This window comes from Ruegeria sp. HKCCD6157 (genome assembly GCF_013110685.1).
Taxonomy (GTDB): Bacteria; Pseudomonadota; Alphaproteobacteria; order Rhodobacterales; family Rhodobacteraceae; genus Ruegeria.
On the sequence record NZ_WVRB01000005.1, the window covers coordinates 148,934 to 173,592 of the forward strand.

A 24,659-nucleotide genomic window follows, 5' to 3' on the forward strand; every position below is an offset into this window, starting at 1 on the left:
GCGCATCGCGGCATATGCCTTGCTGGTGCTTGCAATGACGGTCGAGAAACTCCAATCCGGGCAAAGCGATCCCAAGATCATCCTGATCGGCTTGAACCGCTGCGCGACGACCTCGTTTCACAAGCTGTTTCAGAACAACGGGATTCCTTCGGTGCATTGGGAAGATGAACAGGGTCTAAACCTTGCACACCGCATGGTAACCAATATTGCCATGGGGCGCAGACCACTGGATGGGTTCGGTGCCGTCCGGGCCTTCACCGATATCGCCTTTGTCAATTCGCGCTTCATGCTGGACGGCGCGCGGTTCTTTCGAGAGCTGCACGCGGCTTACCCCGACGCCTATTTCTTGCTGAACACGCGCAATCGCGATGACTGGATCGCATCACGTGCCAACCATTCCGGCGGTAGGTACCTAGAGCGATGCTGCAAGGCCAATGGACAGACGGCCGACGAGGTAAAACGGGGCTGGGCGCATATGTATGACGTGCACCATTCCGAGGTCGAAGCTTTCTTTGACGACAACCCGCGCTTTCTGCGCTTTGATATCGACCGGGACGATCCGCAAAGCCTTGCGGATTGGCTTTCGCCGGATTTCGACGTGAACATCGCCCATTGGGGGCATTACAACCGAGGGGCGTCTGAATGCGCCCGGACAGGCTGAAAGGCGGCCTTGTGCTGAATGGAGAATTGACATGGTTCAACTGACCCTGCCCAAGAATTCCCGGATTACCACCGGCAAGACCTGGCCAAAGCCGGACGGCGCCACGAACGTGCGCAAGTTCCAGATCTATCGTTGGAACCCCGATGACGGGCAGAACCCGCGTGTCGACACCTATTTCGTTGATATGGATACGTGTGGTCCGATGGTGCTGGACGCGCTGATCAAGATCAAAAACGAGATCGATCCGACCCTGACGTTCCGCCGGTCTTGCCGCGAAGGCATCTGTGGATCTTGCGCGATGAACATCGACGGGATCAACACGCTGGCCTGTATCTATGGCATGGATGAGATCAAGGGCGATGTGAAAATCTATCCGCTGCCGCATATGCCGGTGGTCAAGGACCTGATCCCTGATCTGACTCATTTCTATGCCCAGCATGCGTCCATCATGCCGTGGCTGGAAACCAAAACCAATCGCCCTGCGAAAGAATGGAAACAGTCCATCGAAGACCGCAAGAAGCTGGACGGTCTTTATGAATGCGTGATGTGCGCCAGCTGCTCGACCTCATGCCCCAGCTACTGGTGGAATGGCGACCGTTATCTTGGCCCCGCGGCCTTGCTGCATGCCTATCGCTGGATCATCGACAGCCGGGATGAAGCCACCGGTGAACGTCTGGATGAGCTGGAAGATCCGTTCAAGCTCTACCGCTGTCACACCATCATGAACTGTGCCAAGACCTGCCCGAAAGGTCTGAACCCGGCCAAGGCGATTGCCGAGATCAAGAAGATGATGGTCGAGCGCGCGGTCTAAACACAGGCCCGACTTGCGATTTTCGCATGTCCATCTTGCAAAATTGGGCGATGCAGCCCCGGCTGCATTGCCTTATTTTTTGGGCAGGGAGGAGTGATGAGCTTTAGTCAGGATCACTCCAATGAGCAAAGACACATCCGAACGGAAAACCGACGCCCAAAACGCGCTGGAACTGCTTGAACAGGCATGGGCCTATTACACGCCCGAACCCGCGAAGTCTGACAAGGAACCAGAGCTTTTCGAATACGCAAACGCAGCCTGATACAGGCGGCAAGGCTTGCAAACTGACGGTTTATCGGCAAAGCAGAGGGATGCCTGTTCTTCTGCTTCTTCTGGCGGCCGGCGTGTTTGCCTATTTCCTCTGGCGCTCGCGCCATTCCGGGCTGACACGTGATTGCAGGTGGCGGCAGGACAAGAGCCACGGCATCTGGCGGTGCAGCTTCTGCGGTGCCGAAATCACTGCACTGGACCAACCTTTGCAGTGTTTGAAGGCGCGTGATCCCTGAAAGATAGGGCTTTCCGAGGGCTGAATAATGCGCCACTCTGCCCGGCATGACCGTTTCAGAAAACACTCTCCACCCTCCTGAAGACGCCGAAGCCCGTCGCGCGGTTGCTCCTGTCATCTGTTACCCGAACGAGGCATTGCCGCGACCGGATGTACCTTGGATGAAGTCCCTTCGAGCACGCGCAAGCAAAACGGGCGAAGTGCTGGTGCCGCCACGCGATGCGCGTTGTTTTGAAGTGCCTGCCGGCCATTTCTTTCGCATCACTTCCGTCGAGGGGCCGCAGGTTGGCGATCTGAACCTCTGGAACCGAAACGACCTTTCAGAACGCTTCTATTCCGGAAAAACCCGGGCGCTGCATGGCACGCATCTGACCACCGGAGAGCGGATGTGGTCCAGTTTTCCTCATCTGCGCCCGATGGCCACGATTATTGCGGATACGCTGGAGTGGTACGGGATCGATTCCTATGGGGGGTCGGTTCATGACGTCATCGGTACGCGATGCGATCCGTATACGGGCAACCTTTTGTCCGGTACGCAATACCACCATTGTTGCCATTCCAACCTGACCCGCGCGCTTGCGGATCACCTCAATATTCCGCTGGCCGAAGCCGAACCAGCGGTGCACGACGTACTGAACGTTTTCATGTGTACCGGTTTCACCCGCGACACGGGTCAGTACTTCATGAAAGCCTCACCCGTGCGCCCCGGAGATTTTCTGGAATTTTTTGCCGAGATTGATTTGCTGGGCAACCTCAGCGCCTGCCCGGGCGGAGATTGTTCCTCGGAGCATTCCTCGGACACGGCTGCATGCTACCCCTTGCTGGTCGAGGTGTTCGCGCCTGCCAATGGTGATTTGAAGGGGTGGGACAGCCCTGCGAGCAATGGTTATGATCGCTCGCACGGGCGTTAGCAACGGCAGGCACCCGGCTCCTCGTGCCTGCCCACCATCAGCTGTTGGGGAACGCAGTCTGAAGCGCGATTTCCACCATTTCACCAAAGCTGCTTTCACGTTCTGATGATGGCAGAGCCTCTCCGGTCAACAGGTGGTCGGAAACAGTGAGAACGGCCAAGGCGCGGCATTTGTGGCGCGCCGCCAGGATGTAAAGTTCGGCCGCTTCCATCTCGACCCCCAGAATGCCGTGACGCACCATCTGTTCATTGAGATCTGGACGCTCGTCATAAAAGACATCTGACGAGTAAATTCCACCAACATGGGTCGGCGTTCCCTTGGCGGCAGCCGCCGTGGCGGCAGCTTGCAGCAGCCCCCAATCGGCGCAGGGTGCAAAGTTCAGCTCTTTCATGATGCCGCGCGACGGCGTGCTCAGCGTGGTTGATGTCATGGCCAGAATAACGTCACGAATTTTGACGCTGTCCTGCATCCCCCCGCAGGATCCGATGCGGATCAGGGTTTTCGCATCGTAATCGCGGATCAACTCGTTTACATAAATGGAAAGAGACGGCATTCCCATGCCGCTTCCCTGAATTGTTACGGGGTTTCCCTTCCAGTTTCCGGTAAAGCCGAGCATTCCCCGAACGTTATTGACCTGTTTGACATCGTCCAAAAACGTTTCGGCCGCCCATTTCGCCCGGTAGGGATCACCGGGCAAAAGAACGGTTTCAGCTATTTCGCCTTTTTCGGCGCCAATATGAATTGTCATTTTCAAAAACGCTCAGATTAGATTTCCAGATCAGAAATATCCACGCCTGCGGCCAGCGCGTCATGCACCCATTGAGGTTTGCGGCCGCGTCCGGTCCAGGTTTGATCGGGATTTTCCGGATTACGGTATTTAGCCTTTGTTTTTGTTGGCTTAACGCTGCGCGATGCTTCTCCGGACAGTTCAGACAAAGAGAAGCCGAATTCTGCCGCAGCCTTTTCTGCGGCTTTCAAAGCTTCCTGACGTTCGCGTTTTTCTGCCCTGATCAAAGCGTTTTCAATGTCATTGCGCAAAGCCAAAAGGTCTTTGCGTGACATATTCTCAAGATTGATCCCCATCATTCTTCTCCATCAGATAATAATTACGGTGCACATGAGCGCGCACCGTAATTCCAAATACCTGCTTATTCCATCCCGAATTTTTCAGAGACGGAAACAGGAGAAAAAGTGCCTTGCAGCTAATTTACTCTGCGGCGAGGTTCCGCGGATCCGCCAGAGTAACAATATCGCCCATTATCGAATTGAGTTCGAAGTTTTTCGGGGTGTAGACCTTGGCCACACCCATGGATTTCAGTTTTTCGGCATCTTCGTCCGGAATAATGCCACCCACCACGACTGGGATATGAGACAACCCCGCCTGCCGCAGACGTTCCATGACGTCATTGACCAGTGGCAGGTGGCTGCCGGACAGGATCGACAATCCAATGACATGCGCGTCATCTTCGCGAGCGGCCGCAACGATTTCTTCGGGTGTCAGGCGAATGCCCTCATAGCTGATGTCCATACCGCAATCGCGGGCACGGAAGGCGATCTGTTCGGCACCGTTGGAATGGCCGTCCAGCCCGGGTTTGCCTACAAGGAACTTCAGACGCCGGCCCAGCTTGTCGCTGACGGCATCAACGGCGGCACGCAGGTCGTCCAGCCCTTCGGTCTTGTTCGAAACAGACCCCGAAACACCGGTTGGGCCGCGATAGGTTCCGTAGACTTTGCGCATTTCTTCGGCCCATTCGCCCGTCGTCGCGCCGGCCTTTGCGGCGGCAATGGACGGTTCCATGATGTTTGCCCCGGTCTGTGCCGCTTCGCGCAGCGCGGCCAGGGCCGCTGCTACGGCCGCTTCGTCCCGTTCTGCGCGCCACGAATTCAGGCGGTCGATCTGTTCTTGTTCCACGGCAGGATCAACAACCATGATGCCACCGTCTTCGGTTTGAAGGGGTGATGCCTCGCCTTCGATCCATCTGTTCACACCGACGACAACGGTTTCGTTGCGCTCGATCCGGTTCAGGCGTTCAGCGTTGGAATCCACCAGTCGGGACTTCATGTATTCGATCGAAGCGACCGCGCCGCCCATCGAATCCAGGTTGGCCAGTTCGGCCCGCGCGCCTTCTTTCAGCTCTTTTACCTTGGCATCGACAGCGGGGTTGCCATCGAACAGGTCTTCGTATTCCAGCAGATCGGTTTCGTAGGCCAGGATCTGCTGCATCCGCATCGACCACTGCTGGTCCCACGGGCGCGGCAGACCGAGCGCTTCGTTCCAGGCGGGCAACTGCACCGCTCGGGCTCGTGCATTCTTCGACAGGGTTACGGCCAGCATCTCGATCAGGATGCGATAGACGTTGTTTTCGGGCTGCTGCTCGGTCAGACCCAGAGAGTTCACCTGCACGCCATAGCGGAATCGACGGAATTTCGGATTTTCAACACCATAGCGTTGTTGCAGGATCTCATCCCAAAGATCCACGAAGGCACGCATTTTGCACATTTCAGTGACAAAGCGGATGCCAGCATTCACAAAAAAGGAAATGCGACCGCAGAGCGCCGGGAAATCCTCGGCAGGTACACGTGGGCGCAATTCGTCCAGCACGGCGATGGCAGTGGCCAGGGCATAGGCCAGTTCTTGCTCTGGCGTCGCACCCGCCTCTTGCAGGTGATACGAGCACACGTTCATCGGGTTCCATTTCGGAACATTGGTATAGCAATACTCGGCCACGTCCGCGATCATCTTGAGCGACGGCTTGGGCGGGCAAACATAAGTGCCGCGGCTCAGGTATTCCTTGATCAGGTCGTTTTGAACCGTGCCCTGTAGTTTGGATGCATCCGCGCCTTGTTCCTCGGCGACGGCGATATAAAGCGCCAAAAGCCATGGCGCAGTGGCGTTGATCGTCATCGAGGTGTTCATCTGCTCCAGCGGGATCTGGTCGAACAGAACCCGCATGTCGCCCAGATGACAGACCGGCACACCGACCTTGCCGACTTCTCCGCGGGCCAAGGTGTGGTCGCTGTCATAGCCTGTTTGCGTGGGCAGATCGAAGGCCACGGACAGGCCGGTTTGGCCTTTCGCAAGATTCCCCCGATAGAGCGCGTTCGAGGCTTTGGCCGTGGAATGACCGGCATAGGTTCGGATGAGCCAGGGGCGATCTTTCTGCGTCTGCGTCATAGCGGGGCCTCGCGTTTCAGTGGGCAATAAAATTTCGTCTTGAGGTTCTAAAGCGCAATTTTCGGGACATGTCAATTCGCTGCGTTGCGGCATGCCGCAATTGTTCAGATTGTGGGCGGCTGTGATTGGTGGCAATCTGCCGCCATGACGCAAACCGTGGAACTTCCGCTTTGGCTTTTTGTGCTGATCGTGGTCTTTGCCATGGTCACTTTCGCATCGCATTTCCTGTTTCCGTCGGTTCGCTGGTTTTTCCGTCGCAGGTTGGAACGCGCGGTGGCGCGACTGAACCAGCGCCTTCAACGCCCAATCCAGCCTTTCAAGCTGGCGCGTCGACATGACATGATCCAGCGCTTGATCTATGATCCGCAGGTTGGCCAGGCGGTTCAGCAACATGCCCGTGAAACCGGCATGCCCGAGGCCGTCGCCTCGGAGCAGGCACGTCGTTATGCCCGAGAGATCGTTCCGTCCTTTTCGGCCTTCGCCTATTTCAGCTTTGCGATCCGGCTGGCCCGCTTGCTGAGCAACACATTCTACGAGGTACGGCTTAGCTATCAGGACGAAGAATCCGTCAGGAACATTGATCCCGAAGCTACGGTTGTCTTTGTCATGAACCACCGGAGCAACATGGATTACGTTTTGGTCACGTATCTTGCAGCCCGGCATTCTGCGCTGTCTTATGCTGTCGGAGAGTGGGCCCGGGTCTGGCCGCTCAGCCGATTGATCCGGGCGATGGGGGCGTATTTTATCCGGCGCAAGTCCGGCAGCGAACTCTATCGTCAGGTTCTGTCCACCTATGTGCGCCACGCAACCGAAGCCGGCGTAACTCAAGCCATGTTTCCAGAAGGCGGGCTGAGCCTGACCGGGGCCATTGCGCGCCCCAAGCTTGGACTGCTCAAATACATTATGGATGGAACATCGCCACAAGGGCGCGATGTGGTGTTTGTCCCGGTTGCCCTGAATTACGACCGTGTTTTGGAAGACACCATCCTGACCCGCGCGGCACTTGGAACAGAGCGGCGGTTTCGCGCGCGGATCGGCGTCATCACGCGCTGGATAGTGAAACAGATCTGGCGTCGTTTGATCGGCCGATACAAGCGGTTCGGTCTGGCGTCCGTCCGGTACGGCAGGCCGATCTCTCTCAAGGAATTCCGGGCCGAGGGCAGCGACGACATGATGACGGATTTGGCCCGGGCGCTGATGCAACGTATCCAGCATGCTATTCCGCTGGTGCCGGCACCAGCGGCCTGTTTGCTGGTGCGCGACAACGGCCCGATGTCTGAAGAAGACGTGCTGTCACAAATTCGACAGATGATGGAGCGCGATGACCCGCAGACCAAGGACAATTCGCAGGCCATATCAAATGCTTTGGATCAACTGGTTGAACGCCGGATTCTGAACCGACAGGGGAACATGCTGTCCGTATCGGGTCAGCGCGGCGATCTTCTGGACTATTACGCCGCATCCGTCCCGGCGGGTTCAGGTGAATGGGTTTCTGCATCCGCAAAATAGCTTTCTGCAACCGCTGGGTCATAAAATTACAATATGGTGCCAAAAACGGTTGCAATATTACTCAGCGCCCAATATTCCAGTCTGTGAAGCGCGCGATTCTGCGTCGCGGCAAAGGCACTGAACAGAGGAGGCCGGCATGGCTTTGGACACCGAAAGTGGTATCGCGTCGTACGAGGCACCTGAAAAAGATCTGTATGAAATGGGTGAAATCCCACCCATGGGATATGTCCCAAAGCAAATGTACGCTTGGGCCATTCGCAAAGAACGTCATGGTGAGCCGAACACCGCCATGCAGCAGGAAGTTGTGGATGTTCCGACCCTGGACAGCAACGAAGTGCTGGTTCTGGTTATGGCCGCAGGGGTCAACTACAACGGCGTCTGGGCCGCTCTGGGGCAGCCGATCAGCCCGTTTGACGGCCACAAAGCACCCTACCACATCGCGGGTTCGGATGCGTCGGGCATCGTTTGGGCCGTTGGCGACAAGGTGAAGCGCTGGAAAGTTGGCGATGAGGTTGTGATCCACTGCAACCAGGACGACGGCGACGACGAGGAATGCAACGGCGGTGATCCGATGTATTCGCCCAGCCAGCGGATCTGGGGCTATGAAACACCGGATGGCTCGTTCAGCCAGTTCACCCGCGTGCAGGCACAGCAGCTTATGCCGCGCCCCAAGCATCTGACATGGGAAGAAGCGGCGTGCTACACCCTGACGCTGGCAACCGCGTACCGGATGCTGTTTGGCCACGAACCGCACGATCTGAAACCGGGTCAGAATGTCCTGGTCTGGGGTGCGTCGGGCGGTCTAGGGTCCTACGCGATCCAATTGATCAACACCGCAGGCGCAAATGCGATCGGTGTGATTTCAGACGAAAGCAAGCGTGATTTCGTTATGGGTCTGGGCGCCAAAGGCGTTCTGAACCGTCGTGACTTCAACTGCTGGGGTCAATTGCCCACGGTCAACACACCGGAATATGCCGAATGGTTCAAAGAGGCCCGCAAATTCGGCAAGGCGATCTGGGACATAACCGGCAAAGGCAACAATGTTGACATGGTGTTCGAACACCCGGGTGAAAGCACTTTCCCGGTGTCGACCTTCGTTGTGAAAAAAGGCGGTATGGTCGTGATTTGCGCTGGAACATCGGGTTTCAACTGTACATTCGATGTGCGCTACATGTGGATGCACCAAAAGCGTTTGCAGGGCTCGCACTTTGCTCATCTGAAGCAGGCGGCAGCCGCGAACAAGCTGATGGTCGAGCGGCGCCTTGACCCCTGCATGTCCGAAGTATTCACGTGGAATGACCTGCCCGAGGCCCATATGAAAATGCTGCGGAACGAGCACAAGCCGGGCAATATGTCCGTTCTTGTTCAGGCGCCGCGTACGGGTCTGCGTACCCTCGAGGAAGTCCTGGACGCAGGCTAACAACCCGCCAGGGTTGTAGACAAAAAACGCCCGCGAATCACCTTGCTGGTTCGCGGGTGTTTTACGTTTTTCAGTCCCCTGACGATCTTTCAAATGCTTGCAATTTTTCCCATCGCTATTTTTGGGGAGTAGAAACCGGCGAATAGGCCAAAAAAGATCATACATGTTATGGTTGTGTTAACCCTTCGTTAACTGTTTCAGAGAGACCCTGATGGCGCAAAATGAGTGGATATTGGACGTATTGTCGGACCTCAATGCTTTCGCCGTTGCGAATGGTTTGAGCGCGCTTGCAGAGCAGCTTGATGACACAAGACTGATCGCGGCTGCCGAGATTGCGTCCATGAAGAACGAGGCACGGGCGCCCGCGGATGGCAACGAAGGTCGATTTGGGTCAAATCCTTCAGGATTTGGAAAACACCAACACGCTTGAAGAACTCAGCGCCGTAGCTGAGCGTTTGCGGGACGCGTTGAACGTCGAGCACCTGACGTATCACTGGGTTGACGGTGCCGGAGATCAATACGGCTACACCACCTATTCAGACGCCTGGGATGAGCGCTACAGGGAAAAAAACTATCACCGTATCGACCCTGTGATCTTGGGGTGTTTCCAGCGGTTTCATCCGGTTGACTGGAAGTCGTTGGATTGGTCCGGCAAGGTGGCAAAGGCCTTCCTTCTGGATGCGCAAAACCATGGCGTTGGCAATCAGGGGTATTCAATCCCAATTCGGGGTCCAAATGGTCAGTTTGCCTTGTTCACGGTCAACCACAGTTGTGATGATCAAACCTGGAAGAACTTTATCTCGACTTACGGGCGTGATTTGATTCTTGTTGCGCATTACATAAATCGCAAGGCGCTGGAGTTTGAAAAAGACAGACAGCCGGACTGTCCGCGCAGCTTGTCGCCAAGGGAAATCGACGCGATCACACTTTTGGCGTTGGGATACAGCCGCGCCCAAGTGGCCCATTCCCTGACGATTTCCGAGCATACGTTGCGCGTTTACATTGAAAGCGCGCGCTCAAAGCTGGGCGCACATAACACAACCCACGCAATCGCCACGGCACTCAGCCGGGGATTAATAGTGGTTTAAGAGGCGAACGGCCTCCACACGCAAAATTAACCACGACTCTGTACTCCCTTCGTTCCTGCACAGGACGACAAGGGGAACAAGTCATGTTGCGTTATCTATATGCCGATGAGTTACACAGATTTCCGACTTTGGCAGAGGGGATGTTCAAAGATCGTGCGGATCAGTTCAAGACCCGGTTGGGGTGGGATGTCCACGTCAACGAGAAGGGCGAAGAGCGGGACGAATACGATGATCTCAATCCGCTTTATGTCATCTGGGAAGAGCCGGATGGCAGCCACGGAGGGTCGATGCGTGTATTGCCTACGACCGGTCGGGTGATGATCAATGAGGTTTTTGGTCATCTGAATGGCGGCAAGCCGATTTGCAGCCCCCTGATCTGGGAGGTCACCCGGTTCTGCCTGTCCCGAACAGCCAGCCCGCATACTGCCGGCGCCATCATGTTGAGCGGCGGTGAAATGATGGAAGGTTTCGGCCTGACGCATATCGCCGGCGTATTCGATGCAAGGATGATCAGAATCTATCGCCTGATCGGGTCCTCGCCCGAGGTTCTGGGAACCCAGGGCAGCGGGCGCGATCAGATTTCAGTCGGATTGTGGCCCTATTCCGCGGACGACTGCAACCGGGTGGCCGAGCGTGCGGGCATCCCGCGCGACCTGTCTCGGATGTGGTTCAAGGCCGCATTCGGGCCGAAGAAACAGCACCGGTTCGCCCTGTCCGCTTAAGTGTCGGAAAACGCTAATCCACATCTGGTGGTGGTCGGCGCGGCCCTGTAGGGTCGCGCCATGTCCTTGCCGAATGTAACGTTCTCAGATGATCAGGCCGCCGCGTATGACAGCATCGCCGAGATGCTGCGGGCAGCGGGTGTTGATCTCGAAGATGATGCCCTTCTGAAACTGCCAGGCGCAGGAAAATCTGGTGTGATGGCCGTGATCGGCAAGGCCGGATCGGGCAAAACGCTGCTGTTGGCCGAGCTGTACAAGGCACTGGCAGAGACGGGTGTTCAGATCGTGTCCGGCGATTATGAAAGCCGCAAATCGAAAGACAAGCGCAGCCTTGCCATCCTGGCCCCGACGAACAAGGCTGCAAGCGTTCTGCGATTGCGCGGCGTGCCTGCGACCACGATTCACCGCATATTGTACACGCCGGTCTATGATCCGGAATACGAGCGTATTGCGGAATGGCTGGCCGGCAATGACGAACGCCCCGATATCGAAGGTTTGACGGATGAAGCCTTGGATCGTGCGGCTGCTTTTTACCAAAACAACAAATCTATCCCCGGGGCGCTGGCCGCCGCCGGTTTGCGAGGGTCGGATTTCATCACCGGGTGGAAGCGCCGTGACGAACCGCTGGATATCGGGTTCGTCGATGAGGCGTCGATGCTGGATGACCGCCAGTTCGATGATCTCAAAGAGATTTTCCCGACTCTTCTGTTGTTCGGCGATCCGGCTCAGCTGGCACCGGTAAATCAGTCCGGCAGCATGGTGTTCGAGGCATTGCCCGAGCCCAGGAAGCTGACACTTCAGCGCGTGCACCGCCAGGATGCAGACAACCCAATTCTGGATCTTGCGCATGCGCTGGCTGACCCGGCAATGGGCTTCGAGGATTTCGAGCGACTGATCGAAGAAACAGCCCGTCGGGATGATCGGGTTGTCTGGGGCCAGCGGGTTGAGGTCGATCTGATGGCCCGAAGCCCGGTTCTCGTCTGGCGCAACGCCACGCGCATTCGTTTGATACAGGCCTTCAGGCAAGTTCACGGCGCACCGGATACGGAATTGCTGGAAGGTGAACCGCTTATTTGTGATGGGATCGAATTGCCCTTGAAACATCGCAAGAAACGGCTGGACCTTGAGGCGCGGGGGCTGATCAAAGGAGCTCAGGTGGTATATCTGGGGCCGGGACGAAAGCCGGGGTTCTCGCGTCTTCACGTGATGGGGGCCGAAGACCCGCAGGTCAGCGCCGCGTCCATTGTTCAGATCGAAAAACCGGACGAGGAAGAGCCGTTCATTCCCTATGCCGCCCGCATGGGGGCGACCTTTTTGCACGGGGCGGCAGTGACGATCCACAAGGCGCAGGGGTCACAATGGGATACGGTTCAGGTGTTCGCTCCGGATCTCTATGCCGCCGCTCGCATGGGCCGGACCGAGGCCGGACAGCCATTGTGGAAGCGTTTGGCATATGTCGCGATCACACGCGCGCAAGAGCGGCTGATCTGGGTGGTGCGCAATCGCCTGGCGAAACCCACGCACCCCCTGCGTGTGGATGACTTGAGGGCGATTCCGGCGGCTTCGCTGACATTGGAGGTGGAAGAGACATGAAATCCATCATCGTAACGGGTGCCAGTTCAGGTATCGGCCGGGCAACGGCCCTGCTGTTTCTGTCCCAAGGGTGGACGGTCGGGCTGTTGGCGCGCAGCAAAGACAAACTGGAAGCTCTGGCAAAAGAGCATCAGGCAGCCATCGTCCTGCCTGCGGATGTGACCGACCCGAATGCGGTTGAACGGGCTTTTCGGTCTTTTGCAGACCGGACCGGGCGGCTGGATGTTCTGTTCAACAACGCCGGGATCTTTGCGCCGGGCGGCACGATCGACGAGATCGCTCTGGACGATTGGTATCAAAGCGTCAACGTGAACCTGAACGGCATGTTCCTATGCGCGCGTGAAGCTTTCAAAATCATGCGTCACCAAAACCCGCAGGGCGGCCGGATCATAAACAACGGCTCGATAGCGGCACATGTTCCGCGCCCGAATTCGGTACATTATTCGGCCACAAAGCACGCCATTACAGGGCTGACGCGCAGCCTTTCGCTGGATGGGCGTCGCTTTGGAATTGCCTGCGGGCAGATCGATATCGGAAATGCGCGTACGCAGATGGTTCAGGGCCTTGTGGACGCGGCGCAAGCCGCGGGCGAGACACCAGACCCGACGATGGGGGTGGAAGACGCCGCGCGCTCGGTCCTGCATATGGCAAGCCTGCCGCCCGAGGCCAATGTGCAGTTCATGACCGTCATGGCCACGACCATGCCCTATATCGGCCGAGGGTAACGGTTACTTTTCTCGCAACAGCCGGAAGGCTGTCGAGGCGCCCCAGCCTGCCGCAATCGCTATGACCAGCGACATCAGACCGTACCAGACGGGCTGCTGGCGGGACATATTGTACAAAAAACGTTCCAGGCCGACTTTCCGGACATCAATGATCGCTTCATATTGCGAGACGACCTCTCCGCCACGGGTCAGGAATATCCGGGCGGAATAATCGCCTTCGGTCAGATCGGCGGGCATATCGATCGAGGTGCGGAACAGGGTCTGTTCATCCACTGCCACGGTGTTTTCACGGATCGAATACAGGTGCTCGTGTTCTCGAATTCGTATTACGGCATCTGCAAAATCCTGTGCGCCCCGGATATGCATCGCGGCACCGACCGAGCGGATCGCGCGTTCGATCGAAATTCGGTAACGCAGGTCTTCGGTGTCGGACAGGATGTCGTCAAAGGGTCCGCTGGTTGCAACGGCGTAAAAGCTGGGTGCAAGGTCGACAAGAACACTGTCGGTGTTCACCCAGATCCCAAGCTTGCGTTCCTTGCGTCGCACGGTGACAGGCTCGGACGGACCCGCAACCGCGACGATGACTTCGACCGGAGGGCCGGAAGGGATTGGGGTTTCCCGCTTGATGGCCCCAAAAATCAGAAGCTCCGATCCGTCGAATGTCGCGGTGATGGCAACCCGGTCCTGGCTGAGACCAAGGACAACCTGTTCTTCCGCTGCCAAAGCGGGCGTGCAGAACAAGCACAGGGCGGCAATAAGCGAACGCAGCATCCTCAGTGCCCTCCGCCGCTACCAAGTGAGTAGAGCTCGGCGGGTTCGATAAGCAGATCAAGTGCAAGCTTGCCACATACGGCCAGCACCAGAGCGGCAAGCAGCACGCGCAATTGTTCCGCCGGCATCCGGGCTCCGATCACGGTTCCGATCTGGGCGCCAATGACGCCGCCCACCAGCAACAAGACCGCCAGAACAACATCAACCGTATAGTTGGTGGTGGCGTGCAGCATCGTGGTGAAGGCTGTCACAAAGATGATCTGAAACAGCGACGTGCCGACAACGACCTTGGTCGGCATACCCAGCAAGTAGATCATGGCAGGGACCATGATAAAGCCGCCGCCAACGCCCATGATCGCCGACAAAACCCCAACGCACAGACCGACCAAGGCCGGCGGGATGACCGAGATATACAGGCCCGAGGTGCGAAAACGCATTTTGAAGGGCATGGCATGGACCCAGCCCCGCTGCCGGCGCTTGGCAGGGGCCGCGCCGCCTTTCTTGGCTTTACGCAGGGCCCTCAGGCTTTCGACAAACATCAGGCTGCCAATGACGCCAAGAAAAACAACGTAACAGAGTGTCACCAGCAGATCGACCTGACCCAGGCTTTTGAGATAGTTGAAGACAACCACGCCCAAAGCGGCCCCAACAAGCCCGCCAACCAGCAATACCGTTCCCATTTTTAGGTCCACGGTCTTTCGTCGGAAATGTGCCAGAACTCCGGAAAAGGATGATGCGACGATCTGATTGGCTTCGGTAGCAACAGCCACCGCCGGCGGAATACCGATGAAGAACAGCAGCGGGGTCATCAAAAAGCCGCCACCGACACCGAACATTCCGGACAGGATGCCAACCATGCCGCCCAACCCCAACAAGAGAAAGGCGTTTACTGAGACTTCGGCGATGGGAAGGTATATCTGCATGGGCTCTTCTAGTCGCACTGAGTTGAGAGGCGCAACGCCATAGCGTCGCATTCGCCTAAATATTTAAAAAATTGAATGTGACTAATCGGCACATACGACCAGACCTGCCTGTTTGCGCTGATCGGGTCTGCGGGCAACTGCCAGTTTGCAGGAAGGTACACACTCATACCCTCTTAGAACGGTTGCGGCATGCAAAATCAACTCTGCATGCCGCTCCGCAGCGAACAGGACTGAAACTCAGTTCGGAACTGGCCTTATCAGCGCTCCTTGACGTAGGGTTCTCCGCCTGCCCGAGGCGGGATGGCTTTGCCGACGAAGCCGGCAAGGATCACCACCGTCAGAATATAGGGCAGGGCGTCCATCACCTGCACGGGAATCACGACGCCACCCAGGTCGATATTTTGGAACCGCAGCGCGATCGCTTGCAGCAGACCAAACAGCAAGCAGGCCCACATGGCATGCCACGGGCGCCACTTGGCAAAGATCAGGGCGGCCAAGGCGATAAATCCACGACCGGCGGTCATTTCCTTGACAAACCCTGCCTGCAAGGCCGTAGCCAGATAGGCGCCTGCGATGCCGCACAGCACACCACAGATGGCGACGGCGGCGAACCGCAGGCCAACCACCGAGACACCGGCGGTGTCCACTGCGGCCGGGTTCTCACCCACCGCCCGCAGGCGCAGACCGAACCGGGTGCGATACAGAATCCACCAAGTGGTCGGAACCATCAGGAACGCGACATAAACCAGGATCGAGTGGCCCGAGAGCAATTCGGAATAGATGGGACCAACAATTGGCACACCGCCGAGGGACTCGGCGAATGGGAAGTTGATCGGTTCGAACCGGCCCCCGCCAAACAGGGAGGGTGTCCGACCACCTTGCTGAAACCAACTTTGCGCGACCAGGACGGTCAGGCCCGAGGCCAGAAAGTTGATGGCCACGCCCGATATCAATTGGTTGCCCCGGAAGGTGATCGACGCCAGCCCGTGCAGGCCCGACAGCAACAAAGAGGATGCGATACCAGCCAGCAGGCCCAGCCAAACCGACCCTGTGACAGCTGCGATTGCAGCCGAAAAGAACGCTGACATCAACATTTTGCCTTCGAGGCCGATGTCGAAGATCCCGGCCCGTTCCGAAAACAGACCGGCCAGACAGGCAAGCAGCAGTGGCGTGGACAGGCGAATAGTCGAATCCAGAACCTGAATGAGGGTTACAAAAAATTCCATCACTCAGCCCTCTTCCGCATACCCAGGAAAAGTTTTTCAAGCGGCATTCGCACCATGTTGTCCAATGCGCCGGTGAACAGGATGACCAGGGCTTGAATGACCACGATCAGTTCCCGCGGAATCGAAGCCCACAGCGCCAGCTCGGCACCGCCCTGATACAGAAATCCGAACAATAGCGCGGCCAGAAACACACCAAACGGATGTGAACGCCCCATCAGAGCCACGGCGATGCCAATGAAACCCGCGCCCTCGGTCGAGTTCATAACAAGTCGCTCGGCTTCGCCCATGACATTGTTGATGGCCATCAGCCCTGCCAGCCCGCCGGAAATCAGCATCGCGACAATCGTGATGCGCACAGGTGAAATACCGGCATAGACAGCGCCGGTCTCGGAATGGCCGTAAGCCCGGATTTCATAACCCAGACGCGTGCGCCAGATCAGTGCCCAGACTACGACGCAGGCAAGCAATGCGATGAAAAAGGTGATGTTCGCCGGGGCGCCGCGGAAAACAACGTTCTCGGCAGTCGAGAACATCTCCTGGAAAGAGGGCAGATGCACGCTTTCAGAGAACCGCGCGGTGGCCGGATCCTGCGACCCTTGGGGCCGCATGACATTGACCAGCATGTAATTCAGGAAAGCAGCGGCGATGAAGTTGAACATGATCGTGGTGATCACGATATGGCTGCCACGCTTTGCCTGAAGATAGGCCGGAATGGCTGCCCAGAGCGCGCCGAATAGCATCGATGCCGCACAGGCGGCAAGCAAGGCAATGCTCCAATGCGGCCAGTCGACATAAAGACAGACCATGGCCACGCCCAGCCCGCCCAGCATCGCCTGACCTTCGCCCCCGATGTTGAACATACGGGCATGGAAGGCGACGGCCACCGCAAGACCGGTAAACATGAAGTTGGTCGCGTAATAGAGCGTATAGCCCCAGCCATAAGTCGATCCCAGCGCACCAGTGACCATCAATTTGACGGCCTCGACAGGGTTTTCGCCGATGGCAAGGATGACCAGCGCCGAAAGGATTGCGGCCAGTATCAGACTGATCAGGGGGATCAGAATGACATCGGCCCATTTAGGCATTTTTTCCATGTTACGCGGCCTCTCCCGCAACACCGGCCATCAGAAGGCCCAGTTCTTTTTCATCTGTCTCATGGGGCAGGCGTTCTCCCATGATATGTCCGTCAAACATCACCGCGATCCGGTCCGAGAGCGAGAAGATTTCTTCCAGTTCGACCGACACCAGCAGGATTGCCTTGCCCTGATCACGCAGCGCGACAATCTGTTTGTGAATGAACTCGATGGCGCCGATGTCCACGCCCCGCGTGGGTTGCCCGACCAGCAGCAGGTCAGGGTTGCGTTCAATCTCGCGGGCGACAACGATTTTCTGCTGATTGCCGCCCGAGAAACTTTTGGCTGCCAGCCAGGGATTGGGCGGGCGGACGTCGAATTTTTCGATCTTGGCTTCGGTATCGGCGCGCAACGCCGCGTTGTCCATGAAGATACCGCGTTTATAGGCCGGGTCGCGGTGATATCCGAAGGCCACGTTTTCCCAGGCGTGGAAGTCCATGATCAGGCCTTCGCGCTGTCGGTCCTCGGGCACGTGGGCGATGTGATGCGCGCGGCGGGCCTGACCATCTGATCCGGCTCCACTCAGTGCCAGCGGTTCGCCGTTCAGCTTGATCGAGCCCTGCCCAGGGCGCATTCCACCAAGAACTTCCAGCAGTTCGGATTGACCATTGCCGGCCACGCCGGCGATGCCGACGATCTCACCTGCGCGCACGGTCAGGTCGATGTTTTTGACCCGTTCAACGCCCGCCGAATCAAAAACGCTGAGATTTTCGATCTCGAGAATGGGTTTGCCGGGCGTCGCGGGCACTTTGTCGACTTGCAGCAGAACCTTGCGGCCGACCATCAGTTCGGCCAGCTCCTCGGGGCTGGTCTCGGATGTTTTGACCGTGGCCGTCATTTGCCCGCGCCGCATAACCGATACCGTGTCGGTGTTTTCCATGATCTCGCGCAGTTTGTGCGTGATTACGATGACTGTTTTGCCCTCGGACCGCAGTCGGTCGAGAATGCGGAACAGCTGATCGGCTTCGGCTGGGGTCAACACGCCGGTCGGTTCGTCCAGAATCAGAATTTCGGCCTTGCGGTACAGCGCCTTCAGGATCTCGACCCGCTGCTGCATCCCCACGCCGATCTCGTCGATGCGCTTGTCGGGATCGACGAACAGTTCGTATTCTTCCTCGAGCTCTTTCAGCTCTTTGCGGGCTTTTGCCAGTGATGGCGCCAGCAACCCGCCATCCTCGGCGCCCAGTACGATGTTTTCCAGAACTGTGAAATTTTCCACCAGCTTGAAATGCTGGAACACCATCCCGATGCCCGAGGCGATGGCCGCCTGGCTGTCCGGGATGTCGGTCTTGGTCCCATTGATCCAGATCTCACCTTTGTCGGCTTTGTAAAAGCCGAAGAGAATGCTCATCAACGTGGATTTGCCTGCGCCGTTTTCACCGATGATCCCATGGATCGAACCGGGTGCAACGCTGATCGAGATGTCTTTGTTGGCCTGAACTGGCCCAAAGGCCTTGGATATCCCTTTGAGCTCAATGGCTGGGACGGTCATGTCTTGCCCTCAACTGCCGAGAAAGCCATCCAGCTGTCTGCCCGGATGGCGAAGTGGGTGGCGAGGCAGAAGGCACTCTCCCGCCTCGCGCGTTATCAGAACTGCAGCGCCGGGCAGCTGTCGTTCTCGTAATAGCTTACAACTTTGATGTCGCCGTTGATGATCGCCTTGCGGGCTTCGTCGACGGCGTCGCTCATGCGAACCGAAACAAGCTCTTTGTTGTTTTCATCCATGGCAACACCAACCCCATCTTCGGCCAGGCCCATGATGAAAACCCCGGTTTCGACATTTTCGCCTGCTTTCATCGCTTCATAAACAGCGACGTCCACACGCTTCAGCATCGAAGTCAGCACTTTACCCGGGTGCAGGTGATTCTGGTTGCTGTCCACACCAATCGACAGGATGCCTTCGTCAGCCGCAGTTTGCAGAACGCCAACGCCGGTGCCGCCGGCCGCGGCGTAAATCACATCAGCGCCCTGGCTGATCTGAGCTTTTGTAAGTTCTGAACCTTTTACCGGATCGTTCCAGGCAGCAGGCGTTGTTCCTGTCATGTTGGCAACAACATTGATGTCTGGGTTCACGGCCTTCGCGCCCTGGGCATAGCCGCATCCGAAATGGCGAATCAACGGGATGTCCATGCCTCCGATGAAACCAACGGTGCCAGTTTTCGACGCCATGGCGGCCATCATCCCGACCAGGTAGGACCCTTCGTGCTCGGCAAAGCCAATCTGGCGGATGTTTGGAGCGTCCAGCCAAGTCACGTCAACAGCGACGAATTTGGTGTCGGGGTAATCACTTGCAACAGCGGCCAGGGCATCGGCGATTCCGAACCCCATGGTGATGATCGGATTTGCACCGGATTCCGCAAAACGGCGCAGGGCCTGTTCGCGCTGCGGCTCTGCCTGAATTTCGATTTCCAGATACTTGCCGCCGGTTTCATTCGCCCAGCGCTGCGCGCCGTTATAGGCGGCCTCGTTAAAGGACTTGTCGAACTTGCCACCCAGGTCAAAGATCACCGCCGGCTCGGCCAGAACCGCTCCGGCTGACATTGCGACGGCAGCGGCAGCACCCATCAAGGATTTCATCAGGGTCATTTCAGTCTCCCAATATTATTTTGTTGGCACAGGGTCAGATTAGCCCCGTTCACCCACTTTTAGCGAGCATAACTGTTGTGATGGCGGGTATTAAGGGGGTTTGCAACCACCATGGTCAACTGATTTCTGACCAAATGGTCTAAAAAACGGGCGATTGCCGTTGGGGCAGGCCGCATTCCATTACAAGTGCATCAGTTTTCTGGCCCGTTTCGCGCGCATAATACACCTTGCGCAGCCCGCACTGCCGATATCCGCATCGATTGTACAGGGAAATGGCCGCAATGTTGTCGGCGGCGACATCCAGAAAGGCACGCTTTGCCCGCAAATCGATCGCCTGGTCATGCCATTCCTGCATGAGTCGAAGTGCCAGGCCTTGCCTTTGAAACGAAGGGTGGGTCGCAATTGTCAGCAACTCGGCTTCGCGCGCTATCACCTGAAACAGTGCAAAGCACCGGGAATCTCCGACGGCATGAGTAAAGCGGTTTTCAAGAAGGGCGGCGAATTCATCTTCTGTCCAGCCGCGCGAGTGCGAAAACGCTGCGGCATGGGTCGATGCCATCTCGTGCGGTGTCATTAGTTCAGCAGAACAGGGGGGGTATCGCGGGACGGAGCCGCGTCGGCGGGCCTTACGTACAAAGGTGCAGGCGGCAAGCTGGTACGATCCCAGCGCCGCGCGGCCAGCCGGGCGATGGCTTGTGCCAGCAAGGCAGGGTCAGAGCAGGAATACAACGGCCCGCCAAGTTCCGCTTCGGCCCGGGGCAAGAGACACGGATCGGCACCGGGCATTTTCACATAAACCTGGTCGCGCGGGGCAGGGATCGCCGGTATCTGCCCGTCTTCCGCCAGCTCACGCAGGGCATCGAAGCCGGAAACTCCGACCGCAGGGATTTCAAGCCCAAGTGCAAGACCCCGCGCGGCCGAGACCGAAATACGGATGCCGGTGAAGTTGCCGGGCCCAATCCCAACGCCGATCGCGTCCAAACCGGCCCAATCACAGCCGGTTTCCGCCAGAACGTCTTCCAACAGCGGAATCAATCGTTCGGCCTGTCCGCGTGACATCGCTTCGGCACGGGACGTCACGATTTCGCCATCGCGCAACAAAGCGGCCGCGCAATGCGCGGCCGATGTGTCAAACGCCAGAATCGTCGGGTTAGACGGCAACAGGGCGAACCTCGGTCACTTCCGGAATGTAATGGCGCAGAAGGTTTTCGATACCCATCTTCAGGGTCAATGTCGAAGACGGGCAACCCGCGCAGGCCCCTTGCATGTGCAGATAGACGACGCCGCGATCAAACCCGTGGAACGTGATATCACCCCCATCCTGAGCCACGGCAGGACGCACACGGCTGTCCAGCAAATCCTTGATCTGGTTGACGATATCAGCGTCCTCACCAGAGTGCTCGGCATGGCCCGAGGCCCCGGCGGAATCTGCGCCCATAACAGGTTGCCCGGATTGATAATGCTCCATCACCGCGCCAAGAATGGCCGGTTTGATGTGGTCCCACTGAACGTCATCCGATTTGGTGACGGTGACAAAATCGTTGCCAAAAAACACGCCTGTCACACCGTTGACGGCAAAAATACGTTTGGCCAGAGGTGATTTTTCGCCCGCGTCCGCAGTTGGGAAATCCGCTGTTCCAGCTTCCAGCACCGTTTGGCCGGGCAGGAATTTCAACGTGGCCGGATTGGGGGTGGATTCGGTCTGGATGAACATGAGGGCGCTCCGTCTGATGTGCTTCTGATATGCGCGCAGGCGCACGGGAAGTCAAGATTTGGAACGATTCTAAATTGTCGAGGCGTATTCTAATGCGTCATCCAGACGGTCATCGCCCCAGAACAACTCTTCCCCGGCCAGAAAACTTGGTGCACCAAACAGACCAAGCGCCTTGGCGCGGGCAGATTGTTCGAACAGGGCCTGTTTTATGTCCGTGTCCCCTGCGCGGTTCATCACGCCGCTGTGCAGCCCTGCCTCGTCGAGGCAGGAGGCCAGTACGCTGTCCTCGGAGATATTCTGCCCGGCGCCGAATTCGGCGCGGAAGACGGCCCGAACAAACGCCGCCCGTTCCCGATGATCCTCGATGGCCAAAACCAGACGCGCTGCCCTGAGCGAATTCTGAGGAAACGGATCAGGCTTTGCAAAAGGAAGCCCGCGCGCCTTGCACAGACGTTCCATATCGCGCCACATGTACCGCCCTTTGGCCGGATACAGGTTGAAAGGCGAGGTGTGCCATCCTTGATCCGCGAAAATCGGGCCCAACAGGAACGGGTGCCATTCTATGTCAACGCCCTTGTCTTGCGCGGCCGCTTCGATCCGCATCGCGCTGAGGTAGGAATAGGTCGAGGCGAATTCGAACCAGAACTGTATCGTCTTCGCCATCGCCGCGCCTCAGGTTATTTCTTCCAGTTTCTCTTTGCTCAGATTGCCCGGAACGATCGTGATCGGAATCGGCAGGCTCCCCGAATTCTTCGTCAGTTGAGTCACCAACGGACCGGGACCTTTCTTGTCGGTCCCCGCCCCAAGTACAAGAACACCAATCTCGGGATCGGACTGAACATGTTCAATGATCTGTGCCACGGGATCACCTTCGCGAATGGCCAGTTCCGGTTCCACGTTCTGCTTGTCCCGCATCCATTTGGCAAACACTTCGAAATGCGCATGGATACGTTCGCGGGCTTCTTCACGCATGGTTTCGGCCACACCGATCCAGTGATTGAACTCGTCGGGCGGGATGACAGACAGGACCGTCACACCACCTCCGGTATGGGCAGCCCGCATTGCGGCAAACCTCATCGCGTTCAGGCATTCGCGGCTGTCATCCAGAACGACTAGGAACTTACGCATGGGTATCCTCTTTAGGTTTCCGGGATCATGCCCGACCGATCGCACGCTGGCAACTCGGGCAAGCCTGGGGCATAGTGCTATCGTTCACTTGCAGCCCAATCCCAATAAAGCGCACGCGCACGGCGAGCAACAGGACCCACCTGAAATTGCGTTTCCTCCAGCGCAGTTACCGGTGTGACCTTGCTCATGTTGCCGGACATGAAGACCTCGTCGGCCTCGTGGAAATCCTCGAAGCTCAGGACCGTTTCGTGGACCTTTACTCCATCTGCGCGCAGGTTTTTGATATGCCGTGCTCGGGTAATTCCAGCCAGGAAGGTTCCGTTCGGGATCGGTGTAAAGACTTCGCCATCCTTCACCATGAAGATGTTGGCCGTCGCCGTTTCCGCCACATGCCCCATCGCATCGGCCACCAAAGCGTTGGAAAAGCCTTTCGAGCGCGCCTCTTGCAGCATGCGGGCATTGTTGGGGTAAAGGCACCCCGCCTTGGCGTTGACGACCGCGCTTTCCAGAACCGGGCGGCGGAAGCGCGTGGTCGACAGAGTGGCCGACGCGGTTTCCGGGGCCATCGGGATTTCTTCCAGGCAGATGGCAAAACCGGTGCTGTTTTCCTGCGGGACAATTGCCGTGCTGTCACCGTCGATCCCCCAGTACATCGGGCGAATGTAAACGGCTGTGTCCGGGCTGTAGGCCTGCAACCCTTCGCGTATCAACTCGACCATCTGTTCGGTCGTCATGGTCGGCGTCAGCATCAAGGCTTCGGCTGACCGGTTCACCCGCGCGCAATGGGCATCCAGATCCGGGGCCACGCCGTCAAAATATCGCGCGCCGTCAAAGACCGAAGATCCCAGCCAGGCGCCATGGTCCGCCGCGCGCATGATGGGTGCGTCCCCCTCATGCCATTGGCCTTGAAAATAGGTCCGGATGTTCGTGCCGGTTGCCATGACGCCCTCCTTTGATTCAGGCAAACCCTAGGAGGGCGTCAGGCGAAGGTCCAGTGCAATCAGCGTGATGCGGCGCCGACCATGCCAACGATCTCGTAGGTCTTTTGCAGGATCGGAGCAGCGATTTCACGTGCGCGCTCGGCGCCCCGGGCGAGAATCCGGTCGATCTCGGCCTGATCCCCCATCAGGCGTGACATTTCGGTCGAGATCGGAGCCAGTTTCGCCACTGCCAGATCGGCCAGCATCGGTTTGAACTCACCGAACTGCTTGCCGCCTACTTCGGACAGAACCTGTTCGATGGTTTGATCGTTCAGGGCCGCGTAGATATTGACCAGGTTACGCGCCTCGGGGCGGTCCTCGAGCCCTTCGGCCTCTGACGGCAGAGCATCAGGGTCGGTCTTGGCTTTGCGGATTTTCTTGGCAATCGCTTCGGCGTCATCCGTCAGGTTGATCCGGCTCATGTCAGAAGGATCGGATTTCGACATCTTCTTTGATCCGTCCCTCAGGCTCATGACCCGTGTGGCCGCACCTTCGATCACCGGCTCGGTGACGGGAAAGAAATCGACGCCGAAATCGTTGTTGAACTTGATGGCGATGTCGCGAGTCAGCTCAAGATGCTGTTTCTGGTCTTCCCCGACCGGTACGTGGGTCGCGTGGTAGATGAGGATGTCCGCAGCCATCAGAGCAGGATAGGCAAACAAGCCAAGCGAAGCGTTCTGCTGGTTCTTGCCGGCCTTGTCCTTCCACTGGGTCATGCGCTGCATCCAACCCATACGAGCAACACAGTTAAATATCCAAGCCAGTTGCGCGTGTTCCGGCACTTGGCTTTGATTGAACAAAATCGATTTTTCGGGGTTTAGTCCAGAAGCGATGTAACCGGCACAAAGCTCCCGCGTTGCATGCTGCAACTCGATTGGATCTTGCCAGACCGTGATTGCATGAAGATCGACCATGCAATAGATGGTTTCAAATTCCTCGCTTTGCATTCTCACCCAGTTCCGAAGCGCACCGAGATAATTGCCGAGGTGCAGGTTACCCGAAGGCTGTGCGCCGGAAAACACGCGGGGCGTGAACTGGGTCTCGGTCATCAAAGGGAACTCCTGTCTGGAAAAATCAG

General features: G+C 57.5%; 27 protein-coding genes. 11 read left to right on the plus strand and 16 right to left on the minus strand.

From position 1 onward, the window contains the following. Positions 1-34: 34 nt before the first annotated feature. From GS612_RS15860 to GS612_RS15880, 5 genes are all read left to right on the plus strand, one after another. On the plus strand, positions 35-661 hold the full coding sequence (locus GS612_RS15860; protein ID WP_171119693.1) for a sulfotransferase: 627 nt from the start codon (positions 35-37) through the stop codon (positions 659-661). A 31-nt stretch (positions 662-692) separates the two neighbouring features. Then, positions 693-1,472, plus strand: coding sequence for a succinate dehydrogenase iron-sulfur subunit (locus tag GS612_RS15865; protein ID WP_152456842.1), 780 nt, complete (start codon positions 693-695; stop codon positions 1,470-1,472). A 121-nt stretch (positions 1,473-1,593) separates the two neighbouring features. After that, on the plus strand, positions 1,594-1,734 hold the full coding sequence (locus GS612_RS15870; protein WP_171641647.1) for a hypothetical protein: 141 nt from the start codon (positions 1,594-1,596) through the stop codon (positions 1,732-1,734). 49 nt (positions 1,735-1,783) lie between these two features. Further along, the gene (locus tag GS612_RS15875) at positions 1,784-1,978 is read left to right on the plus strand and encodes a hypothetical protein (RefSeq protein ID WP_171641649.1); all 195 of its coding nucleotides are present in this window, start codon (positions 1,784-1,786) and stop codon (positions 1,976-1,978) included. A gap of 46 nt (positions 1,979-2,024) precedes the next feature. Continuing rightward, entirely contained in the window at positions 2,025-2,888 is an 864-nt protein-coding gene (locus GS612_RS15880; protein WP_171641651.1) for a DUF1989 domain-containing protein, read from the plus strand. Positions 2,889-2,925: 37 nt separating this feature from the next. On the opposite strand, the gene deoD is transcribed toward GS612_RS15880, so the two are convergent. The 3 genes from deoD to GS612_RS15895 all read right to left on the minus strand — a co-directional run bounded on the left by deoD (position 2,926) and on the right by GS612_RS15895 (position 6,063). After that, a complete protein-coding gene (deoD, locus tag GS612_RS15885) occupies positions 2,926-3,636 on the minus strand; it encodes a purine-nucleoside phosphorylase (protein ID WP_152456845.1) in 711 nt (236 codons plus the stop codon). A gap of 17 nt (positions 3,637-3,653) precedes the next feature. Further along, positions 3,654-3,971: an H-NS family nucleoid-associated regulatory protein gene (locus GS612_RS15890; protein ID WP_171641653.1), complete on the minus strand. Its 318-nt coding sequence runs from the start codon at positions 3,969-3,971 to the stop codon at positions 3,654-3,656. Positions 3,972-4,095: 124 nt separating this feature from the next. Continuing rightward, entirely contained in the window at positions 4,096-6,063 is a 1,968-nt protein-coding gene (locus GS612_RS15895; RefSeq protein WP_171641655.1) for a protein meaA, read from the minus strand. 144 nt (positions 6,064-6,207) lie between these two features. Here GS612_RS15895 and GS612_RS15900 point away from each other — a divergent pair, with 144 nt between their 5' ends. The 6 genes from GS612_RS15900 (at position 6,208) to GS612_RS15925 (ending at position 13,120) form a co-directional block, all read left to right on the plus strand. Continuing rightward, the gene (locus GS612_RS15900) at positions 6,208-7,572 is read left to right on the plus strand and encodes a 1-acyl-sn-glycerol-3-phosphate acyltransferase (RefSeq protein ID WP_171641656.1); all 1,365 of its coding nucleotides are present in this window, start codon (positions 6,208-6,210) and stop codon (positions 7,570-7,572) included. A 136-nt stretch (positions 7,573-7,708) separates the two neighbouring features. Beyond that, positions 7,709-8,992 (plus strand): crotonyl-CoA carboxylase/reductase, encoded by a 1,284-nt coding sequence (ccrA, locus tag GS612_RS15905; protein ID WP_170346380.1) that lies wholly within the window; start codon positions 7,709-7,711, stop codon positions 8,990-8,992. A 368-nt stretch (positions 8,993-9,360) separates the two neighbouring features. Further along, positions 9,361-10,080: a LuxR family transcriptional regulator gene (locus GS612_RS15910; protein WP_152456851.1), complete on the plus strand. Its 720-nt coding sequence runs from the start codon at positions 9,361-9,363 to the stop codon at positions 10,078-10,080. Positions 10,081-10,163: 83 nt separating this feature from the next. Next, complete coding sequence (locus GS612_RS15915; RefSeq protein ID WP_152456852.1) at positions 10,164-10,802, plus strand: acyl-homoserine-lactone synthase; 639 nt, start codon at positions 10,164-10,166, stop codon at positions 10,800-10,802. Between the two features lie 60 nt (positions 10,803-10,862). Then, positions 10,863-12,395 (plus strand): ATP-dependent RecD-like DNA helicase, encoded by a 1,533-nt coding sequence (locus GS612_RS15920; RefSeq protein WP_171641658.1) that lies wholly within the window; start codon positions 10,863-10,865, stop codon positions 12,393-12,395. Beyond that, a complete protein-coding gene (locus tag GS612_RS15925; RefSeq protein WP_171641660.1) occupies positions 12,392-13,120 on the plus strand; it encodes an SDR family oxidoreductase in 729 nt (242 codons plus the stop codon). The genes GS612_RS15920 and GS612_RS15925 overlap by 4 nt, the downstream gene beginning before the upstream one ends. Before the next feature lie 3 nt (positions 13,121-13,123). On the opposite strand, the gene GS612_RS15930 is transcribed toward GS612_RS15925, so the two are convergent. The 13 genes from GS612_RS15930 to trpS all read right to left on the minus strand — a co-directional run bounded on the left by GS612_RS15930 (position 13,124) and on the right by trpS (position 24,630). Next, a complete protein-coding gene (locus tag GS612_RS15930; protein WP_171641662.1) occupies positions 13,124-13,891 on the minus strand; it encodes a TIGR02186 family protein in 768 nt (255 codons plus the stop codon). Between the two features lie 2 nt (positions 13,892-13,893). Further along, positions 13,894-14,814 (minus strand): sulfite exporter TauE/SafE family protein, encoded by a 921-nt coding sequence (locus GS612_RS15935; RefSeq protein WP_152456856.1) that lies wholly within the window; start codon positions 14,812-14,814, stop codon positions 13,894-13,896. Positions 14,815-15,071: 257 nt separating this feature from the next. Continuing rightward, positions 15,072-16,040 (minus strand): ABC transporter permease, encoded by a 969-nt coding sequence (locus GS612_RS15940; protein ID WP_152456857.1) that lies wholly within the window; start codon positions 16,038-16,040, stop codon positions 15,072-15,074. Then, on the minus strand, positions 16,040-17,134 hold the full coding sequence (locus GS612_RS15945; RefSeq protein ID WP_152456858.1) for an ABC transporter permease: 1,095 nt from the start codon (positions 17,132-17,134) through the stop codon (positions 16,040-16,042). Before GS612_RS15945 ends, GS612_RS15940 begins: the two co-directional genes overlap by 1 nt. Before the next feature lies 1 nt (position 17,135). Next, entirely contained in the window at positions 17,136-18,665 is a 1,530-nt protein-coding gene (locus GS612_RS15950; protein ID WP_171641664.1) for an ABC transporter ATP-binding protein, read from the minus strand. Between the two features lie 95 nt (positions 18,666-18,760). Next, positions 18,761-19,759 carry a BMP family protein gene (locus GS612_RS15955; protein WP_171641666.1) on the minus strand — a complete coding sequence of 333 codons (999 nt, stop codon included), beginning with the start codon at positions 19,757-19,759 and terminating at the stop codon, positions 18,761-18,763. A gap of 139 nt (positions 19,760-19,898) precedes the next feature. Further along, a complete protein-coding gene (locus GS612_RS15960) occupies positions 19,899-20,333 on the minus strand; it encodes an N-acetyltransferase (RefSeq protein WP_171641668.1) in 435 nt (144 codons plus the stop codon). Further along, positions 20,333-20,920, minus strand: a complete 588-nt coding sequence (gene tsaB / locus GS612_RS15965) for a tRNA (adenosine(37)-N6)-threonylcarbamoyltransferase complex dimerization subunit type 1 TsaB (RefSeq protein ID WP_171641670.1) — start codon at positions 20,918-20,920, stop codon at positions 20,333-20,335. The genes GS612_RS15960 and tsaB overlap by 1 nt, the downstream gene beginning before the upstream one ends. Continuing rightward, a complete protein-coding gene (locus tag GS612_RS15970; RefSeq protein ID WP_171641672.1) occupies positions 20,910-21,473 on the minus strand; it encodes a NifU family protein in 564 nt (187 codons plus the stop codon). Before GS612_RS15970 ends, tsaB begins: the two co-directional genes overlap by 11 nt. Positions 21,474-21,542: 69 nt before the next feature. Beyond that, positions 21,543-22,136, minus strand: coding sequence for a 2-hydroxychromene-2-carboxylate isomerase (locus GS612_RS15975; protein ID WP_171641674.1), 594 nt, complete (start codon positions 22,134-22,136; stop codon positions 21,543-21,545). Between the two features lie 9 nt (positions 22,137-22,145). After that, complete coding sequence (locus GS612_RS15980; RefSeq protein ID WP_152456865.1) at positions 22,146-22,601, minus strand: universal stress protein; 456 nt, start codon at positions 22,599-22,601, stop codon at positions 22,146-22,148. A 77-nt stretch (positions 22,602-22,678) separates the two neighbouring features. Further along, positions 22,679-23,542 carry a branched-chain amino acid aminotransferase gene (locus tag GS612_RS15985; protein WP_171641676.1) on the minus strand — a complete coding sequence of 288 codons (864 nt, stop codon included), beginning with the start codon at positions 23,540-23,542 and terminating at the stop codon, positions 22,679-22,681. Between the two features lie 59 nt (positions 23,543-23,601). Beyond that, entirely contained in the window at positions 23,602-24,630 is a 1,029-nt protein-coding gene (trpS, locus tag GS612_RS15990; RefSeq protein WP_171641678.1) for a tryptophan--tRNA ligase, read from the minus strand. Positions 24,631-24,659: the final 29 nt, after the last annotated feature.